This is a genomic window from Neochlamydia sp. EPS4 (assembly GCF_000813665.1).
In the GTDB taxonomy this organism is placed as follows: Bacteria; Chlamydiota; Chlamydiia; order Chlamydiales; family Parachlamydiaceae; genus Neochlamydia.
Genome location: NZ_JSDQ01000075.1, coordinates 1 through 18,943, shown reverse-complemented (window position 1 = coordinate 18,943; position 18,943 = coordinate 1). Strand labels below are relative to the sequence as shown.

The following is an 18,943-nucleotide window of genomic DNA, read 5'->3' as shown; positions in this document are numbered from 1 at the left end:
TGCACTACGCCTATGACTGGCTAGGTCGCCTTACCTCTTTTTCCTCTAACGATAACTCTTTGCATTACCATTATACTTATGATGCTAACTCTAATGTTGTGGGTGTGGAGGATAAGCATACAGGAAAGTCTACCAGGCGTATTTTCGATAAAAATAAACGTTTGGTCCAAGAAACTTTATTCCATGGGTTAACTCAACAATATAGTTACGATCATTTAGATAGGATCCAGGAAATTATACTTCCAGACCATTCTTCCATCCAATACTCTTACAAATCACTTTACCTTCATCAAATTAGCCGAGGCCCTTATCGACACACTTATCAGCATTACAATCTTTCGGGGGCATTAGAAGAGGCTAAATTGATGGCTGAAGCAGGCACAATTCAATATGCTTACGATGCAAGTCCTCGCCTGATTAGCATTTCGTCTAAGTACTTAAAAGAGGATATTCCTGAAGATGGTTTTGATCAAGTGGGCAATCTTTTAAAAAGAACAACCCTCGACCCAGTAGGCAAGGTAAACAGTACCTATACATACGATGCTTTATATCAGCTCCAATCGGAAAAAGGCCTAGTAGATCATATTTATCGCTACGACTCCCTCAATAATATGGTGGAGAAAAATAAACGTCCCCATACCGTTAATGCTCTCAATCAGCTCCTTCATGATGGCTTAGACCCACATGTCTATGACCTAAATGGCAACCTTATACGTAAAGGCTCTTTAAACTTATCTTACGATGCATTAGATCGCTTGATTGCCATTCATACTCCTACTCATCAGGTCACCTATGCTTATGATGAGCTTAACCGCCGTTTAAGCAGCACCTTTTATTCCTACTCTAAAGTTGAAAACAAATGGATACCTGAGAAAGAAATTCGTTACCTGTACCATGGACTCAACGAAATTGGCGCTTGTGACTCTAAAGGTAATATTCAGCAATTGCGTATATTAGGTAGAGGTAAAGGAGCTGAAATAGACGCTTCGGTTTTGCTAGAACTCAACGGTAAGGCTTACATACCCATCCATGACACGTTAGGCAATATCCGCCTACTGATTAACGCCAAGACCCATACCATAGAAGAAACTTATCGATATACCGCTTATGGGCAAGAGTCTATCTATGGCAAAAATAATAAGCTTATCAAGCAATCGATCAACCCTTGGCGTTTTTCTTCTAAACGCGTAGACGCTGAAACCCAGTTTGTTTACTTTGGACGCCGCTATTACAACCCCGCCACCACACGCTGGGTAACTGCCGATCCCTTAAGCTTTGAGGCGGGCCCTAATCTATATGCCTATCTTTTAAACAATCCTTTAAATGATAGAGACCTGTATGGATTAAGAGGTTCTAGTCCTAGCCGTGGGGAGAAACACCGCGAAAGTGTGATCATGTATGGCAAAGAACGCGCCTCTTATAGAATAGAAAAAACACCCATTAGAGGAAAAGGTGAAAATACAAAAAATCTGCCTAGAGTTAGCTTTACAGATAGATTTGAAAGAAGCTTTGTTCGTAGCGAAAGCTCCTCATTAGCCGTATTGCTAGGGAATAAATCAGAAAATTTTCGTCTGGGTGTCCATAATGGCATTATGACAACCCAACTAGAGGCTATTAATAATGCCATCCACCTTAGAGAATTAGGGTGGGAATATTCAATAGATGTCATCCATAATGCTACACATAATTTGCTTAACGATTGTGTGGAATCAGGCTTAGGTTTATGTTATATAGCTACGACTCCAGTACGCGTTAATCATGAAACATGGGATAGATTCTTTGACGAATATCCACGCGGAGAGTATTTTCAAATTTGCCATAGCCAAGGGGCTATAAATGTCAGAAATGCTCTTTTAAGTTATGATGAAAAGCTACGCAAGCAAATTACTGTGTTAGCCATTGCTCCAGCAGCTTATATATATGCTGATTCCTGTAAAGAAGCTTATCACTATCGGGCACAAGCTTGGCGCGATCCTATCCCTTATATTGATGTGGGAGGCTTAATACGAAGTAAACGTGATACAGTGACCTTAAATTCTTGCCCAGGGGCCACTTTTCATGACCATTCTTTCCAAAGCCCTACGTATAAAGAAGTATTTAGATTCCATTTTAAAGAAATTAAAAAAGTTAGGTAATTTATGAATAAAATTTATATGCCCATTTTTATCATTTTAATGTTCATATTATCGGGTTGCGCATTAAGTTTATTGAATAGCTATGAAGAACCAAAACAAGCGAAGTTCGTAAGTGAAATTTTAGATAAAGCTTCTAAAAAGCTTCGTTCAAAGTATGACATGCGTACCATTGGTACAGGCATAGGCATGCCTGATGGAGTGGTGACTATGCTAGCCTTAAGTTTTGAAAAAACGGGTCCCTTAAGCCGAGAAGAAGGGCGTAGAATCATTGTAGATTGTGTACAAGAAATGCTTCAAATTATCAATACCCATGAAAGGATTAGACCCTACTTAAAAAATTATCCCTTTACCCCTAATGATATTAAGATTGCAATTTTTCTGAAGGACCCCTCAGGCTACAATATTTATTACCCTCATTTCGGGGCTCTTTCTTCTACAAAAGCCCAAATAGACTATATGTTTACCGCTTCTGAAAACCCCAACAGATACATGAAGATAGAGGAAGAAAAGTTTGAGGAAGCTTTGGAAATGGTTCAAAATGAAAGTAAGAAATAAATTTATATTCTCAATTTTATCGCTTTAAGCCACCTATCTGGTGCTGTACTAAGCTTGCTAGATAGCTATGAATCACCTAAGCAGGCTAAATTTGTAGGCGAAATTTTAAGTAATACGCTTATAAAGGTAGGCTTGCATATACAATCCTTTCAAGCTACCGATCGACTTCAGGGGATGATTTTATAAAGTAGGGAGGTGGATGAGGGGCAGCTTAAAGGTGTATGAGACTTTTCCAAACTTTCTAGGCAAACTCTAACGTGCGTACCAGGGGGTTATAGGTATGAACATGCCTGGCGGAACGGTAACAATGTTGATCCAAATTTTATATTTCTTATTATACGCTTTAAAAAAGCCTGCCTACTCAGCCCTCTAATTGATTAGCGATTGTGTTGAATCAGGTTTAGGTCTATGTTATAGAGCTACGCCTCCAGTACGCGTTAATCATGAAACATTTAATAAATTCTTTGACGAATATCCACGCGGAGAGTATTTTCAAATTTGCCATAGCCAAGGGGCTATAAATGTCAGAAATGCTCTTTTAAGTTATGATGAAAAGCTACACGAGCAAATTACTGTGTTAGCCATTGCTCCAGCAGCTTATATGTATGCTGGCTCCTGTAAAGAAGCTTATCACTATCGGGCAGAAGCTTGGCGCGATCCTATCCCTTATATTGATGTGGGAGGCTTAATACGGAGTAAACGCGACACAGTAACCTTAAATTCTTGCCCAGGGGCCGCTTTTCATGACCACTCTTTCCAAAGCCCTACGTATAAAAAAGTAAAAATAGATCACATTAACTCTTTTCTTAAAGATAAAAGGTAATAACAAAAAATTATGAATAAAATCCATGTTCCCATTTTTATCATTTTAATGTTCATATTATCTGGTTGCGTATTGAGCTTATTGGATAGCTATGAAGAGCCCGAACAGGCGGAATTTGTAGGTGAAATTTTAGATAAAGCTTCCAAAAAACTTCAAAAAAAATATAGCATGCGTACCATTGGTACAGGCATAGGTATGCCAGATGGAGTGGTGACTATGCTAGCGTTAAGCTTTGAAAAAACGGGCCCTTTAACTAAAGAAGAGGGACGTAGAATCATTGTAGATTGCGTACAAGAAATACTTCAAATTATCAATACTCATGAAAAAATTAGACCTTACTTAAAAAATTATCCTTTCAGCGCTAGAGATATTGAAGTTAGGGTATTTTTGGCAGATAAATTCAGAAACGATATTTTTGATCCAAATTATGGAGTGATCTCCTCAATAAGTGCTTCTATCGATTACAAGTATACTAGTGCTGAAAATCCTAACAAATACATGAAGATAGAGGAAGAAAACTTTGAGGAAGCTTTGAAAATGGTTCAAAATGAAAGTAAGAAATAAATTTATATTCCCAATTTTATCGCTTTAAGCCGTCTATCTGGTGCAGTACTAAGCTTGCTAGATAGCTATGAATCACCTAAACAGGCTAAATTTGTAGGCGAAATTTTAAGTAATACGCTTATAAAGGTAGGCTTGCATACCCAATCCTTTCAAGCTACCGATCGACTTCAAGGGATGCTTTTATAAAGTATGGAGGGGCATAAGGGTTAGCTTAAAGGCGTATGAGAATCCGCCAAACATTCCAGGCAAACTCTAACATGCCCACTAGGGGTACAGGTACAGGCATGCCTGGCGGAGTGTTAACAATATTGATTCAAATTTTATATTCCTTATTATACGCTTCAAAAAAGCCTACCTACCTAGCCCTCTGGAAAATGTTTCTCTACTCAACGGGAGGGATTTTAATTTAGAGTTTTAAGTATTTATAAGAAGCTAGGCTTGAGCAGATGAAAAATGGAAAGAGAGTAGCTAGCCAGGGTTCTACAACCTGCCTTTTCCCTAGTACAAGAGCAGCATTAAGGAGAAGATAGATGGCCACTAAACCAAAAATACCTAAAGTATAGATAAAAAAAGGAGAAAGAGTACGTGAGTACCTCACGCAGAAGGGTGCAATACCGATAACCGCTAGTAGGCATAACCAAGGTATAATCATTTTATGGTAAAAAACAGAGGCCCTTTGAGATTCTTTCTGGCTTTGTATGCGAAAAGAAGGCGGGAGTTTCTTCCATAATTCAGAGAGAGATTCATCCTCCGGATTTGTTATTCCTTGAAAAAGATCACGTTTGTGAAAACGCATTTCCGGAAAAGAGAGAAGTTCGAAACTTTCTATAATCACAAGCTCGCCCGTAGGTTGGCGTTTAAAATGATCGATAAAATGCCCTACAGGAGGCTGATTATAGGGATAAAGGTATTTAATCCGGTAGATATCATTAATATCACGGATCCAATAGGCGTCCACAAGTTTTTTTTCATTAGAGTTATAATCATGAAAGATAATATGGCTATTATCCTTTAAATTTAAGTTTTTTACTGCTAACTGAAGAAGGCCTTTGTGCTTGTGGATACGGTGGGTTTGCTCGATCTGCTTAATTTTTTGCAAGGCTAGAGGGATCCAAAACTGGGTGTTTATATAGATCAGTAAAACCATCGCCATTCCCAAAAAGATAAAAGGTCTGATTAATGTTCGAAGGGGGATACCGCTAGCCATTAGCGCCACCAACTCGTTATGGATATTTAAATTAGTAAGAGTACGGATGGTAGCTAAAAGCAAGCCAAAAGGAATGAAAACTTCCATTCTTGGGGCAAATTCGCAGACATAGTAAAGGGCTATTTCGTAAACTTGAAAATAAAAGTGATGATAATGGAAATTGCTGGCATGGCTAGAATAATCGATTAATACATAAAGACCATAAAATGTTAAGATAAAAAGAAAAAAAGATTTAATAGTTTCTTTTAAAAAATAACGTGGCCAGATTTTAATCATTATTCGATTCCTTTGGACAAACGCGATAGCATGTTTAAAGCGGCGAGAATAATAATCAATTGAGGGAATAGATAGAATAGAGTGGAGAGCACTAGTTGATGTTCTGCCCCTTTGGCGAAGAAAAAAGCTACAATATATAAAGCTGCTAATCCTATCACATAAAAAAGCCCTCGATTATGGTGATTTCTACTAATGCTCATCCCAAAGGAGGCACCCATTAATGTAAAGGTGAAGGCTGCTAAAGATATGGAAAAACGCCGGATCAGCTCCGCATAACTTCGATTAAGATTACGAGAAACTAGATCTAAGCCTACTCTATCATTATCGCTATGTCCACGCAGGGTTTTTTCTTTTTTCAAATCTTGTATACGTGCTCTTAATAAAGCAAGACGTAAATGATCATTATTTAATGTCCAAACTTTTTTTTGAAGAAGTTGGGCAAAGTCTTTAATAGATGTTTTCATTTCACCAATATTTTCGACCAGTAAGGCATCATGGCGCGGTAGGTGATTGCTATGGGTAGGAGAGATTAATGTCATCTGGCTACCTTGGAAGGTCACTGAACTTGCTTGTAAGTTTTTCGCTAAAATTAAATGGATGCTAGAGTTGTGTTTATCGGGAATAGCAAGAATGCTATCACCCGCATATTCACCCGTACGGGATTGACCTAAAGTGTCTGAAAATATACCTCTTAGGCGCATTAAGTGTTTGTTATGAAGAAGGAGGAGGGGGTTAATAGTACGTAGCTCCATTTTCGTAAGACCCGTCTGCAAATGGGATTGAGTAGCCAATTCGGAAACAATATAAAAGTTTAGGGCTGCTATAAAGAAGCTTGCTATTAACAAAGGAGCCAGCACCTCCCGCAAAGAAAGGCCGCACGCCCGAAAAGCTGTCATTTCATGAGATTGAGACAAACGTTGCATTAAAATAATGGCTGAAATTAAACAGGAGATAGGAATAGCTACGGGAAGTAAATAGGGGATTTGATGCAAAACAAACCATAAGATAATCCATCCTTCAGATCCTAATGCAGCAAAATGAGCTATCTCATCTAGCCGGGTAATTAGAAGAATGAAAATAAAAGACAGTAGGCAAAGAAAAAAACTTTTATATACTGCTTTAACAAGTAGCGCCAGATTATAGGCATTTTTTAACTCTAAAGATTAGCTAAAAAATAGCATACAATGAATCAATCATTTGTCTCAATCAGGATTGTGTGGATGGGCACTAGAGCTTAATAATATTAGAGAAAGGTTGAATGATTGATGCAAGTTGATCAATCAAGAGTTGAAGTAGGTGACTAGCTAAAGTTTAAATAGATAAAAGCTTTCTTTAATGCAGATATCATTGAATGAACGTTTTAAATGGCTTTTTAAAACCAGAGACATCGAATCCTTTTTTTGCCTGCTATATAAAAAAATAAACGAAAGAGAGCCTATGGACAAGAAAGAGTGGTTTATTAAGATTGACAATCAAAAAGAAGGACCTTTTAGTATTTCCGAGCTAAAAATTCATCCACACTTGACCCCAGACACATGGGTGCGGAAAATAGAATGGCAAGACTGGCTACCGGCACGTCAAGCCCCAGAACTAAAAGTCTTGTTTGAAGACCATCATTCGGAAGAGCTTAAAGATAAATTTAAACTTAATAAACCGCAAGTTCTCGAAGATTCTACTTTGTTACTGGAAAAGCCCCAGTCTCCTTTTTTTATATATTGGTTAATTGTTCTGCTGTTTCTATGTCTCTATTTTTTTTATCAATTTTACAATTTCTAAATAAATGAATTTAGAAGAAACGCTATTTAATTTTTTAAACATTCACGCTAACCATCAGCAGCCCGTACTTTTGGGATTATCAGGAGGATCGGACTCTCTTGCTCTTTTCTATCTTCTTATACAATATAGAAATCTAAAAGCTTTAAACTTTGCTGCTGCCCATGTAGATCATGGCTGGCGGGCAGAAAGTAAAGAAGAAGCCCGTCAGCTGCAGCATTTAGCCGCTTCAATGCATGTGCCTATTTATTTAAAAAATTTAAATATTGCCCAGCTCTCTGGCAACATGGAAGAAGCTTGCCGTCATGAACGTTTAGCTTTTTTTAAGAAGCTATGTCATCAGCATGGTTATCAAGCTGTTATCTTAGGGCACCATTTAAATGATCAAGCAGAAACGGTCTTGAAAAAAGTTTTGGAAGGAGGCAGTTTACCTTATTTAGGGGGGATGACTCCCGTAACAGATTATCAGACGTTAAAGCTGTGGAGACCTTTTTTAACTTGCTCAAAATCTCAAATCAAACAATGGCTGGCTTGTAAAAATTATAAGTTTTTTGAGGATAAAACTAATGAAGATGAAAAATTTTTGCGGGCACGTTTCCGTCAAACGATTATTCCGCATCTAGCTAGCACATTTGGGAAGAAAATAGAGGAAAGTCTTTGCCGCTTAGGCTATGAAGCACAAGAATTAAAAAAATATTTAGATAATCACTTGCAAGGTTACCTCCAGGATATAATTAAGGGGCCTTTTGGTTCCAGTTTAAATTTCCAACCGCATGGGATGTGTACAGATTTTGAAATGAGATATTTGATTAGGAAAGTTTGTGAAAGCGAAGGACTAAAACTTTCTCATCATCTAATAGAACAGGCTTGCAAAAAGATCCATAGCAAGGCGGCCAATTGCCAGCTTTTAGCTAAAGATACTTGGGTTTATATTGATCGAGAACGTTTATTTGTAATGAGCAAGCCTTTATTAGATTTTAAAGAAGAGCTTTCTTTTGATAGAGTGGGAAAATATTCGGCAGGGGACTGGACCATTGAAGTGACTGAATCTTTAGATTCTCCTATGCCTATTACAGGATGGCAGGAGGCTTGGAGGGGTTGTTTATCTATTCAAATTCCCTCGGGGAAATACAGTTTTAAAAGAGGCAATTCTTTATTGGATAAATGGTGGACAAATGCTAAAATACCAGCATTCATGCGCTATGCTTTTCCTACTTTGTGGGCTGATGATAAAATTATCTATGAATTTTTGGCTACCCGCCGATTGGTGGATGCCCATCTAAAGTCCTTTAAATGCTGGACGGTCACCCTTTGCTACCAATCTTCTGATTGAACCAAACTTAGTAAGATTCTTTTAAACCTCTATTTTTAATAAAGAGTAGGTAGACATTTAAAGAGAGCTTTAAGATAAACATACTCAAGGGTGACCTTCTTAAAGAATAGGCCAAAATTCTCTGCTGAGAAAATACGGCTTTAAGTTATTTAATGGGATTTATTATATATAATTTTATAGAGTAGAATGAAGTAGAAACGGGTGGCAAAAAAAAGCCCTAAATCTTTTATTTGCTATAGATTTGGCTCTTTGAGAACTTACTTGATGGCGAATAGCCTATCTGATACAATGGTTTTTAACCCAAAAAAATTACTTTTAAAATAATTTCTGGTTTAATTTTTTTTAAGCTAGCAATTTCTAAACACATTACTTGCTAAGGTGCATAAGGTTAATCATGGATGAAGATAAAAAACAGGACAGAAAAGGTTTTTCCAATAATTTCATTTGGTTTCTAATGGCAGCCTTTCTGTTCGCTTTGATGGTTCAAAATTTTATTGAAACAAAGCATGCTAAAGTCTCTTTTAGTTATCAGCTTGAGCATTTGGTCAACCTTCAGCTTATTCAACCAGAGGATAGCCGTAAAATCGCTCTAAATGACAATTTAGTGACATTTAGCGGTAGGTTTCGTGAACGTCAAACTGAAGAAGGTAAAAATCGTTTCAAATTCATTGACCTTCTCAATACCAATCATGAATTGACAAGCGAAAAAGAACGCATTCTCAAAGATTTAAATGGACAACGGGAGAAAATTATAGAGGCCACAGGGTTGTTTTTACAGTTGAGTGGATTGCCTATACCAGCCCATGGATATGTGGTAGTCGATCAGTTTTATAGTCCAGCTCAACCCAATGCTGCTATTGTAATTCATGAAGTTAATAAAACGAGTGGAGTGACTAGCTTCCTTGAATTAAAAAAACAATTAGCTAACCTTCCAGGCTCTTTAGATGAGCAAGCTTTAAATCAATATGGGAATGCTTTAGCAGGTTTAATTCAAAATTTCCGGTCTTCTTTGCTAGGAATTGGCAGTGAATCCATTAAACAAGTTTTAAAGAAACTAGATAGCCAGGTCTCTCATGCTAAAAGTTCTATCCTCAAACCCGAAGAGCGACTTACTCATTACACAGAAGCTGTAAAAGATTTAGAGGGAATCCTTAATGAATTAAACACCCCTCAAAATGGAATGCGCTTAGCCCAGTTAAGGAGTGTAAGGAATTATAGACAAGTTTTAGACGAACTATCTAGGGTAACATCAGCTTTAGAAGATAATCAAATTCAGCTAGATAAAGCTCGTCAAGCGGTTACTAATGTCATCTGGTTTTTTAATAACCAAGAGGTTTCTACAAGAACTTTAGAAAAACAAGATCCTGAAGTCTACCATCAATGGTTTATCAATGCTAAAGAAGAATGGGATAATTTCCAGCACAATCGAGGAGGTTATTTTAAAGCTCCTGATCAGCCGCTTAATGTAGTTCTGGAAAAAACCTTTAAGAGTGAAGAACCTTCTCCTAATTACCTTAGCTATTTTTTCACTCTTCTACCTGTCTTGTTAGTTATGCTAGTCCTCTATTTTGTTTTCTCACGTCAGATGAGAGGCATGGGCAATAGTGCTTTAAACTTTGGCAAGTCTCCCGCTAAGTTAATGAATAAAAGTACCAATAAAATTACTTTCAAGGATGTGGCAGGAGTAGATGAAGCCATTGAAGAGCTCCAAGAGATTGTAGAATTTCTAAAAAGTCCAGGGAAATTTACTGCTTTAGGTGGAAAAATTCCGAAAGGCGTATTGTGCATTGGCCCTCCAGGTACAGGTAAAACCTTAGTAGCTAAAGCGGTGGCCGGTGAAGCCGATCGCCCCTTCTTTTCCATCTCAGGCTCAGACTTTGTGGAAATGTTTGTAGGCGTCGGAGCTAGCCGTATTCGCGATCTATTTGATCAAGCGAAAAAGAACGCGCCTTGTATTGTGTTTATCGATGAGATCGACGCTGTAGGACGTCATCGTGGTGCCGGCATTGGAGGCGGCCATGATGAACGTGAGCAAACTTTGAACCAGCTTTTAGTCGAAATGGATGGTTTTGACACAAATGAAGGCGTAATTTTAATGGCTGCTACCAACCGTCCGGATGTACTAGATAAAGCTTTACTACGTCCTGGTCGTTTTGATCGCCGCGTGATTATTAGCTTACCTGATGTTAAAGGCCGTTATGATATTCTTAAAGTTCATGCGCGCAAAATTAAAATGGATCCTTCTGTGGATTTAATGAGCGTAGCACGCAGTACACCAGGCTCTTCAGGTGCTGATTTGGCTAACTTATTGAATGAAGCTGCGCTTGCTGCTGCCCGCAAAGGCCGTTCAGCAGTAACTTCAAGTGAAGTAGTAGAAGCTCGAGATAAGGTTTTATATGGTAAAGAAAGACGAAGCTTAGAAATCGACGAAAATGAAAAGCTTACCACAGCTTATCATGAATCAGGCCATGCTATTATTGGCCTGGTAGTTAAAAATGCTGATCCTGTGGATAAGGTGACCATTATACCCCGTGGCCTTTCTTTAGGTTCTACCATGTTCCTTCCTAAGAAAAATCGGCTGAGTTATTGGAAGAGGGAGCTGATTGATCAGCTCTCGGTATTAATGGGTGGTCGTGTGGCCGAAGAAATTTTTGTAAGTGATATTTCTAGTGGAGCTAAACAAGATATTGATCAAGCTACACATATTGCCCGTAGCATGGTATGCGAATGGGGAATGAGCGATAAGCTGGGGGCTGTAGCCTATGATGAAAGGTCTGAAAGTGGCCAATATTTAGGCATGCAAGGTTATCATGAAAAAAAATATTCCGAGAGTACGGCACAAGCCATTGATGAAGAGGTAAGAAAAATTCTTGATGCTGCCCTTGAAACGGCCAGACAGATTATCCGCGACAAGCGCCATGAAGTTGAGTTGATGACTCAAATGCTCATGGAGTTTGAGACCTTAGACGCTGAAGATATTAATAATATTATTAATGGCAAATGGTCGATGGAAGAAAAACGTAAGAAACTTAAAATTGCAGATGAGCTGCATAAAAAAAGTGGCTTAACACCTCCTCCTCCCCCTCCGGCAGATGAGCCTTTAGCTGCAACCGGTAAAACTTCTAGTGAACCTTCTTTTGCATCCAAAATAATGGGATAAAGCAAAAAAAAGAATAACCGATGAAGACTTTAAAAACTCTCATCGGTTATTCTTTTTTTCTTTTAAATGAAAATGGAAATGATTATGGAAAAGAAATTAATTGTCATTTTGCTAGGACCCCCTGGCTCTGGAAAAGGTACGCAAACTAAATTACTTAGTCAAACATTGTCTCTTCCTCAAATTTCTACTGGGGATTTATTCAGAGAACATATTAAAAAGAATACCTTGCTAGGTCTGAAAGCTAAAGAATATATAAATGCCGGCCACCTTGTCCCAGATGATCTGGTATTAGAAATGGTCAATGATAGAGTTGGATTGCCCGATTGCAGTAGAGGCTATTTGTTAGACGGCGTACCCCGTACTTTAGCACAAGCTGAAAGAGTAAGTTCAACTTTGTTAAAAGATGTAAATGTTATCGTTTTCAAGCTTGCTGTAGACCATGAAATGATTATAAAACGTGCAGTAGGTCGCCTAATCTGTAAGCAATGTGGAGCCATTTATAATAGCTTTTTTTCAGCTCCTCTACGGGCAGGCATCTGCGATAAATGCGAACAAGAGGCTCTTTATCAAAGGGAAGATGATAGATTGGAAGTCGTTAAAGAGCGCTTAAAGGTTTATAATGAGCAAACCATGCCTTTAGAGAAGTTTTATTCCCAGCGTTACGGTGTAATTAGCATTAATGGCGAGGATCTACCCGAGAAAGTCTTTGCAGAACTTAAAAGCCATATAGAGGCTTTCAGCCCCTATACTAAAGCTTCCTAATGTTCTGAAATGGTTCTTGCTTTGCAGGGGTAGTCGACTTGCATTAAAGGCTGCTATAACTGCTAAAGGTTAAGCTTTTAAACTTAATGATTGAGGATCGTATCCAACTTTATTAAAGGAAAATGATGTCTTTGCCAATCAAGCCTACGGGTGATCGAACATTTATCTATTAAGAGGCTAGTTTCATAGCTTTTATGAATGAACTCCCTCGGGAGCTTCTTTTAAAAATTTTTTCTATTTAAATTTTACTTCACTTAAAGCCAGCTGCTTAAGGCACTTAATGAGGTAGTACTATTCAGGTCATCATTTGATAGGTAAGCGAAGCCTTGAAAATTATAGATTTGCTAAAAGCGGTTTATGGAGCGGGAAGGGGCAACAAACAGGGTGATCCTCGAATTGCATGGACTAATGCTTCTAAAATGCTCCAGCCCTGTTTTCTTGCCGTCGAGATATAGGTGCGTATGCGACAAAAAATGGCCCCTCCTTCAAATGAGCGAAAGCATCCCGAGATTTTCTGTTTAACTTTTAGCATTCTTAAATCTTGTTCGGCTTGGTTATTAGGAAAAGGCACTTGCTAATCGTGTACAAAAGCTAAGACGTTATCCATCTTATATAATAATCTTCTCAAAAGATTACAACCTGCTTTACCGGCTTTTTCTTTAAAGGGCTGCAGCTTGATTTCTTGCTCATCAGCCATTAAAACGCCTTGATAATCACTTAATCCTTCTAGAATAATCTTGGCATACTCTTGCTGAATGATTTGAATGTCTTGTTGCGACATTTTTCCTTTACCTTCATCTCTTGTTTGTTTAGCCATTTTATCGGCTTTTAGAAGAAGAGAGGCCATCTTTGGTGCCCATGCTCCTTTTTCTTGCTCGAATACATATTTAAGCTCTCTTAATAGACTTAAAGTGTTTATCACAGGAGACGTAGGCGAATATGTGGATTTTATTAATCTCCAAAGACTTTAACTTGATGGCGCGGTGGTGAAGATGGGAGGAGAAAGGAAAAATACTCCTGCCTCCTCCTTAACTTCTTAAGAGAAAATACTAATTAAAAAATATTATTTCTTGGGTGCTACATACATTATTTTAAATGTGCGACCTTCTTTAGGGCAAACTGCATCTAGTTGCTGTTCCAAGGTATCTTTAATACGAGCGTCAAATCCTAAAAATTTGATACGGCAATCAGGCTTTTGTAAAAATTCTACCAGGTTTTTAGGATCATGAACAATACGAATAGGAGTAAAATTAAGCTTGTTAGTAGTGCTTCCTGTTTCTGCAATAAATTTTTCAATAGGGCTCATAGAAAAGAGAGTTATTTGCCCATTAATATCCCCAATTTCTCCATTAGGAAAATAAGCCGAAGCGATTTGATTGATTCTTTCAACATCATTTTCCTGGGGTTGTGGTAAGCCTAATGCAGTGCAAAAGACCCTTACATCTGCCAATTTGGATAATGCTCTTCCTCTTTCTTGTAGTGCTCTTCCTTTTTCTTGTAAAGCTCTTCCTTTCTCTTGTACAACTCTTCCTTTCTCTTGTAAAGCTCTTCCTCTTTCTACTTTTGCTTCTGCCTGAGCAAGCTTTATTTCAGCTTCTTCACGTTGTCTATCTAATTGCTCCGATGTAGCTTTCAGATGTTCTTTTCTAACAGCTATCTCTTCTTTTCTAGCAGCTATATCTACCCTTTTAGCGACTAACTCTGCTTTTTTTTCTGCGATTTGCTTAGCTTCTTCTTGTAGATGTGCTTTATAACTTTCTTTATTTTCTTCTACAAAAATTCTTAAATTGTTAACTGCCGCGGTATATTGAGCATATTGCGTAAATGATTCTTTAAATTGTTTATATTCTGCTGAAGAAGTAGATAGGGGGGTCATAAAATTTCCTTGGTTTAAAGTTTGGCGATTCAAAGAATGACTATAATAACTCTCTATATTTCTTACACATGTTTATTGAATCTTTGCCAAATATTAAGAAAAACTTAATAGAAACATTTTTACCCCCTTCAATCTTGTTAATGTTTAAGAGTATTAACACTTTTCAAAAAAATGTCCCTCTACAGTGTATTATTGATTGCTTATCAAAATAGGCTTAAAGTGTTTATCTTAGGGGAGGTGTGTGAATATTTGGATTGTACTAATCACCAAGGACTTTAACTTGATCGCCTTGCTATATGAAAGATGAGGAAAGAGGTAATATACCTCTTCCTTAAGTTTGCTAGGAAGGGGTATTAACTAAAAAATCTATTTCTTCGGCGGCTGTACATATACTATTTTGAATGAGCGGCCTTCTTTAGGGCAAATTTCATCAACTTGTTGTTCTAGACTATCTTTAAGACGAGCATCGACTCCAATAAATTTGATGGGGCAATCAGGCTTTTGTAAAAATTCTACAAGGTTTTTAGGATCATGAATAATACGAATAGCAGTAAGATTAAGCTTGCTAATAGTACTTCTTGATTCTTTTAAATATTTCTCAATCGGGCTAATAGAAAAAAGAGTTGCTTGTCCATTAATATTTCCAATCTCACCATTAGGAAAATAAGTAGCTGCTATATGATCGATTTTATCAGTTTCACTTTGCAAAGGCACGGGCAATCCAAAAACACTATAAAATAATTTTACATATCCAAACTTTAATGTAGTTTGTGCTTGTGCAATCTTGGCTTCAGCCTCTATTCGTGTTTTAGCTAACTGCTGTAGGTTAGCACTTAATTGCTCTTCTTTAACACTTAACTGTCCTATTTTAACACTTAACTCGTCGTCTCTAGCAGCTAGCTCTTCTTTTCTAGCAACTATATCTACCCTTTTAGCGGCCAACTCTGCTTTTTTTTCTGCAATTTGTCTAGCTTCTTCTTGGAGGTGCGCTTTATAGCTTTCTTTATTTTCTTCAACAAAAATCCTTAAATTGTTAACTGCCGCCGTATATTGAGCATACTGGGTAAATGATTCTTTAAATTGTTCATATTCTGATGAAGAAGTGGATATGGGGGTCATAAAAATTCCTGGGTTTAAAGTTTAGGTGTTCAAAGGATGACTATAATAACTCTCAATATTTCTTACACATGTTTATTGAACCTTTACCAAATATTAAGAAAACCTTAATAGAAACATTTTTACCCCCTTCAAGCTTGCTAGTGTTTAAGAGTATTAACACTTTTCAAAAAATGTTACTTTGCAGCGTATTATTGATTGCTTATCAAAATAGGCTTAAAGTATTTATCTTAGAAGACGTGTGTGAATATTTGGATTGTACTAACACCCAGAACTTTAACTTGATCGCCTTGCTATATGAAGGATGAGGAAAGAGGTAATATACCCCTTCCTTAATTTTCCTAGAAAGGGGTATTAACTAAAGAATCTATTTCTTCGGTGGCTGTACATATACTATTTTGAATGTACGGCCTTCTTTAGGGCAAATTTCATCCACTTGCTGTTCTAGGCTATCTTTAAGCCGAGCATCCACACCAATAAATTTGATAGGGCAACCAGGCTTTTGTAAAAATTCTACAAGATTTTTAGGATCATGAATGATACGAATGGCAGTAAGATTAAGTTTGCTAATAGTGCTTCTTGATTCTCTTAAATATTTCTCAATCGGGCTAATAGAAAAAAGGGTTGCTTGTCCATTTATATTTCCAATCTCACCATTAGGAAAATAAGTAGCTGCTATTTGATCGATTTTATCAGTTTCACTTTGCGAAGGCACTGGTAATCCAAAAACACTATAAAATAATTTTACATATCCAAACTTTAATGTAGCTTGTGCTTGTGCAATTTTGGTTTCAGCCTCTATTCGTGTGTTAGCTAACTGCTCCAGTGTAGCGTCTAACTCTTCTTCTCTAGTATTCAATTGTTCTTTTCTAGCAGCTAACTCTTCTTTTCTAGCAGCTAACTCTTCTTTTCTAGCAGCTATATCTGCTCTTTTAGCGGCTAACTGTTCTTTACTAGCAGCTATGTCTACCCTTTTAGCGGCCAACTCTGCTTTTTTTTCTGCAATTTGTCTAGCTTCTTCTTGCAGGTGTACTTTATAGCTTTCTTTGTTTTCCTCCACAAATTGCCTGAGATTTTGAGTAGCTTGTTCTTCAACAAAAATTTTTAAATTGTTAACTGCCGCGGTATATTGGGCATACTGGGTAAATGATTCTTTAAATTGTTTATATTCTGATGAAGAAGTGGATATGGGGGTCATAAAATTTCCTTGGTTTAAAGTTTAGCGATTCAAAGAATGACTATAATAACTCTCTATATTTCTTACACATGTTTATTGAATCTTTGCCAAATATTAAGAAAACCTTAATAGAAACATTTTTACCCCCTTCATTCTTGTTAATGTTTAAAAGTATTAACACTTTTCAAAAAAATGTCACTCTACAGTGTATTATTGATTGCTTATCAAAATAAGCTTAAAGTGTTTATCTTAGGGGAGGTGTGTGAATATTTGGATTGTACTAATCACCAAGAACTTTAACTTGATGGCGTGGTGGTGAAGATGGGAGGAGAAAGGAAAAATACTCCTGCCTCCTCCTTAACTTCTTAAGAGAAAAATACTAATTAAAAAATATTATTTCTTGGGTGCTACATACATTATTTTAAATGTTCGACCTTCTTTAGGGCAAACTGCATCTAGTTGCTGTTCCAAGGTATCTTTAATACGAGCGTCAAAGCCTAAAAATTTGATACGGCAATCAGGCTTTTGTAAAAATTCTACCAGGTTTTTAGGATCATGAACAATACGGATAGGAGTAAAATTAAGCTTGTTGGTAGTGCTTCCTGTTTCTGCAATAAATTTTTCAATAGGACTCATAGAAAAAAGAGTTATTTGCCCATTAATATCACCAATTTCTCCATTAGGAAAATAAGCCGAAGCAATTTGATTAATTTTTTCTAAATCATTTTCTTGAGGTTGTGGTAAACCTAAAGCAGTGCAAAAAACTCTTACATCTGCCAATTTGGATAATGCTCTTCCTTTCTCTTGTAAAGCTCTCCCTTTCTCTTGTAAAGCTCTACCTCTTTCTATTTTTGCTTCTGCTTGAGCAAGCTTTATCTCCGCATCTTCACGTTCTTTATCTAATCGTTCTGATGTAGCCTTCAATTGTTCTCTTCTAGCAGCTATGTCTTCTTTTCTAGCAGCTAACTCTTCTTTTCTAGCAGCTATATCTACTCTCTTAGCGGCTAACTCTGCTTTTTTTTCTGCGATTTGCTTAGCTTCTTCTTGTAGATGTGCTTTATAACTTTCTTTATTTTCTTCAACAAAAATTCTTAAATTGTTAACTGCCGCGGTATATTGAGCATACTGCGTAAATGCTTCTTTAAATTGTTTATATTCTGCTGAAGAAGTAGATATGGGAGTCATAAAATTTCCTTGGTTTAAAGTTTAGCGATTCAAAGAAAGACTATAATAGCTCTCTATATTTCTTACAAATCCTTTTTTGAATCTTTATAAAAACTTAAAAAGGGTTAAAAAGAATGTATACCAATTTTTATGTCCGGAAATTTTTAATGTTTTTTTAGTTTTTCAAAAAAATAATATTATTTATTGCTTATCAAAATAAGCCTAAAGTATAATAAAAATAGTAAAGATTATTCCTAGGAGAACTGTATGAGTAGTATGAATTTTACCAATCATCAAGGATCTTACTTCAATCATTTCTCCTCTCAATCCTATTCTAGCTTATCTCAGTTAAATAAAAGCAAAATAGAAAGCAATAAAGTGGGAAAAGATACTCTTCTACAGAGCAGTGCTATCACTGAAGAGACTAAAAGGCAAAATTATCTCCACGCTATAGAAAGCGTACAATCGATTGCTTATGATAACGATGTAATTAAGGTGCAAGAGAATTTATCTCCTAGCTTTAATCAATCCTCCGAATCGAAAAGAGATTTTGTAGCAGAAGCAAAAGCGGTAGAAATTACCAAGGCTCTTGAATTGGCTTCTAATACTATTGAAGAATTAGAGGAACCCTCTTTCGAATTGGAAGATTGGGGTACGATAAAAGAAGAAGGCGAAGAAATTCAAGAGGAAGGCGAAGAGATTCACTTTAAAGGTCAGGAGAATGAGATAGAAGGTTCACGAGAAGCATATTTACAAGTAAAACGTATTGTAGATGCATATGAAGGAAAAAAAATTGTTACACTAGAAGAAGTAAAAGTGAATGGCGAGGAAGTAAATACAAATACCGAAGAAGTTAGGGTGAAGGTCGAAGAAGTCAAAGTAACTGAACAAACTAAAGTGGCAGAACATCAAGAAGCTAAAAATGTTGGTAAACAAGCAATTGTAGAAAAACCCATAGAAAACACCCATGTTAGCGAGTTAGTTGAAGTAACAGAGGATGTAGCTGAAAAGCATAGGTTAAA

At 36.9% G+C, this 18,943-nt stretch carries 16 protein-coding genes and 1 pseudogene; 9 read left to right on the top strand and 8 right to left on the bottom strand.

Features of this window, described 5'->3' with window-relative positions; translation table 11 throughout:
• The 4 genes from DB42_RS07755 to DB42_RS07740 form a co-directional block, all read left to right on the top strand.
• The coding region (locus DB42_RS07755) for an RHS repeat domain-containing protein (protein WP_044882474.1) at positions 1–2,135 on the top strand (2,135 nt) is incomplete at its 5' end.
• 3 nt (positions 2,136–2,138) lie between these two features.
• Positions 2,139–2,690 (top strand): hypothetical protein, encoded by a 552-nt coding sequence (locus DB42_RS07750; protein WP_044882473.1) that lies wholly within the window; start codon positions 2,139–2,141, stop codon positions 2,688–2,690.
• Between the two features lie 373 nt (positions 2,691–3,063).
• Positions 3,064–3,513 carry a hypothetical protein gene (locus tag DB42_RS07745; protein WP_044882472.1) on the top strand — a complete coding sequence of 150 codons (450 nt, stop codon included), beginning with the start codon at positions 3,064–3,066 and terminating at the stop codon, positions 3,511–3,513.
• A gap of 12 nt (positions 3,514–3,525) precedes the next feature.
• Positions 3,526–4,077: a hypothetical protein gene (locus DB42_RS07740; protein WP_044882471.1), complete on the top strand. Its 552-nt coding sequence runs from the start codon at positions 3,526–3,528 to the stop codon at positions 4,075–4,077.
• Positions 4,078–4,483: 406 nt separating this feature from the next.
• Here the strand turns inward: DB42_RS07740 and DB42_RS07730 are convergent, their stop codons facing one another.
• Together DB42_RS07730 and DB42_RS07725 are read right to left on the bottom strand one after the other, a co-directional pair.
• Positions 4,484–5,560 carry an LptF/LptG family permease gene (locus DB42_RS07730; RefSeq protein ID WP_044882469.1) on the bottom strand — a complete coding sequence of 359 codons (1,077 nt, stop codon included), beginning with the start codon at positions 5,558–5,560 and terminating at the stop codon, positions 4,484–4,486.
• Entirely contained in the window at positions 5,560–6,633 is a 1,074-nt protein-coding gene (locus DB42_RS07725; protein WP_238579013.1) for an LptF/LptG family permease, read from the bottom strand. Before DB42_RS07725 ends, DB42_RS07730 begins: the two co-directional genes overlap by 1 nt.
• A gap of 364 nt (positions 6,634–6,997) precedes the next feature.
• On the opposite strand from DB42_RS07725, the gene DB42_RS07720 reads away from it, so the two are divergent.
• The 4 genes from DB42_RS07720 (at position 6,998) to DB42_RS07705 (ending at position 12,588) form a co-directional block, all read left to right on the top strand.
• Positions 6,998–7,336, top strand: a complete 339-nt coding sequence (locus DB42_RS07720) for a DUF4339 domain-containing protein (protein ID WP_155117474.1) — start codon at positions 6,998–7,000, stop codon at positions 7,334–7,336.
• Between the two features lie 4 nt (positions 7,337–7,340).
• The gene (gene tilS, locus DB42_RS10585; protein WP_052436073.1) at positions 7,341–8,666 is read left to right on the top strand and encodes a tRNA lysidine(34) synthetase TilS; all 1,326 of its coding nucleotides are present in this window, start codon (positions 7,341–7,343) and stop codon (positions 8,664–8,666) included.
• Positions 8,667–9,120: 454 nt separating this feature from the next.
• Positions 9,121–11,826 (top strand): ATP-dependent zinc metalloprotease FtsH, encoded by a 2,706-nt coding sequence (ftsH, locus tag DB42_RS07710; RefSeq protein ID WP_368665350.1) that lies wholly within the window; start codon positions 9,121–9,123, stop codon positions 11,824–11,826.
• 84 nt (positions 11,827–11,910) lie between these two features.
• Positions 11,911–12,588, top strand: coding sequence for an adenylate kinase (locus DB42_RS07705; protein ID WP_044882465.1), 678 nt, complete (start codon positions 11,911–11,913; stop codon positions 12,586–12,588).
• A 355-nt stretch (positions 12,589–12,943) separates the two neighbouring features.
• Here the strand turns inward: DB42_RS07705 and DB42_RS11305 are convergent.
• From DB42_RS11305 to DB42_RS07675, 6 genes and pseudogenes are all read right to left on the bottom strand, one after another.
• Positions 12,944–13,189, bottom strand: a pseudogene (locus DB42_RS11305) (transposase); the annotation flags it as partial.
• A complete protein-coding gene (locus DB42_RS07700; RefSeq protein ID WP_162180769.1) occupies positions 13,163–13,510 on the bottom strand; it encodes a hypothetical protein in 348 nt (115 codons plus the stop codon). The gene DB42_RS07700 and the pseudogene DB42_RS11305, both read right to left, overlap by 27 nt.
• A gap of 141 nt (positions 13,511–13,651) precedes the next feature.
• Positions 13,652–14,464 carry a hypothetical protein gene (locus tag DB42_RS07695; RefSeq protein ID WP_044882463.1) on the bottom strand — a complete coding sequence of 271 codons (813 nt, stop codon included), beginning with the start codon at positions 14,462–14,464 and terminating at the stop codon, positions 13,652–13,654.
• Between the two features lie 366 nt (positions 14,465–14,830).
• The gene (locus tag DB42_RS07690) at positions 14,831–15,583 is read right to left on the bottom strand and encodes a hypothetical protein (protein WP_044882462.1); all 753 of its coding nucleotides are present in this window, start codon (positions 15,581–15,583) and stop codon (positions 14,831–14,833) included.
• Positions 15,584–15,947: 364 nt separating this feature from the next.
• Positions 15,948–16,778, bottom strand: coding sequence for a hypothetical protein (locus tag DB42_RS07680; RefSeq protein WP_044882460.1), 831 nt, complete (start codon positions 16,776–16,778; stop codon positions 15,948–15,950).
• A 372-nt stretch (positions 16,779–17,150) separates the two neighbouring features.
• Positions 17,151–17,942, bottom strand: a complete 792-nt coding sequence (locus DB42_RS07675) for a hypothetical protein (protein ID WP_044882459.1) — start codon at positions 17,940–17,942, stop codon at positions 17,151–17,153.
• A gap of 246 nt (positions 17,943–18,188) precedes the next feature.
• Here DB42_RS07675 and DB42_RS07670 point away from each other — a divergent pair.
• On the top strand, positions 18,189–18,943 hold a 755-nt coding region (locus DB42_RS07670), incomplete at its 3' end, for a hypothetical protein (RefSeq protein ID WP_044882458.1).

Excerpts from the sequence above, each read along its gene's own strand:
- DB42_RS07750 (WP_044882473.1), top strand. The coding sequence starts at position 2,139 with ATGAATAAAATTTATATGCCCATTTTTATCATTTTAATGTTCATATTA.
- DB42_RS07740 (WP_044882471.1), top strand. The coding sequence starts at position 3,526 with ATGAATAAAATCCATGTTCCCATTTTTATCATTTTAATGTTCATATTA.
- DB42_RS07730 (WP_044882469.1), bottom strand. The coding sequence starts at position 5,560 with ATGATTAAAATCTGGCCACGTTATTTTTTAAAAGAAACTATTAAATCT.
- DB42_RS07720 (WP_155117474.1), top strand. The coding sequence starts at position 6,998 with ATGGACAAGAAAGAGTGGTTTATTAAGATTGACAATCAAAAAGAAGGA.
- tilS (WP_052436073.1), top strand. The coding sequence starts at position 7,341 with ATGAATTTAGAAGAAACGCTATTTAATTTTTTAAACATTCACGCTAAC.
- ftsH (WP_368665350.1), top strand. The coding sequence starts at position 9,121 with ATGGCAGCCTTTCTGTTCGCTTTGATGGTTCAAAATTTTATTGAAACA.
- DB42_RS07705 (WP_044882465.1), top strand. The coding sequence starts at position 11,911 with ATGGAAAAGAAATTAATTGTCATTTTGCTAGGACCCCCTGGCTCTGGA.
- DB42_RS07695 (WP_044882463.1), bottom strand. The coding sequence starts at position 14,464 with ATGACCCCCCTATCTACTTCTTCAGCAGAATATAAACAATTTAAAGAA.
- DB42_RS07690 (WP_044882462.1), bottom strand. The coding sequence starts at position 15,583 with ATGACCCCCATATCCACTTCTTCATCAGAATATGAACAATTTAAAGAA.
- DB42_RS07680 (WP_044882460.1), bottom strand. The coding sequence starts at position 16,778 with ATGACCCCCATATCCACTTCTTCATCAGAATATAAACAATTTAAAGAA.
- DB42_RS07675 (WP_044882459.1), bottom strand. The coding sequence starts at position 17,942 with ATGACTCCCATATCTACTTCTTCAGCAGAATATAAACAATTTAAAGAA.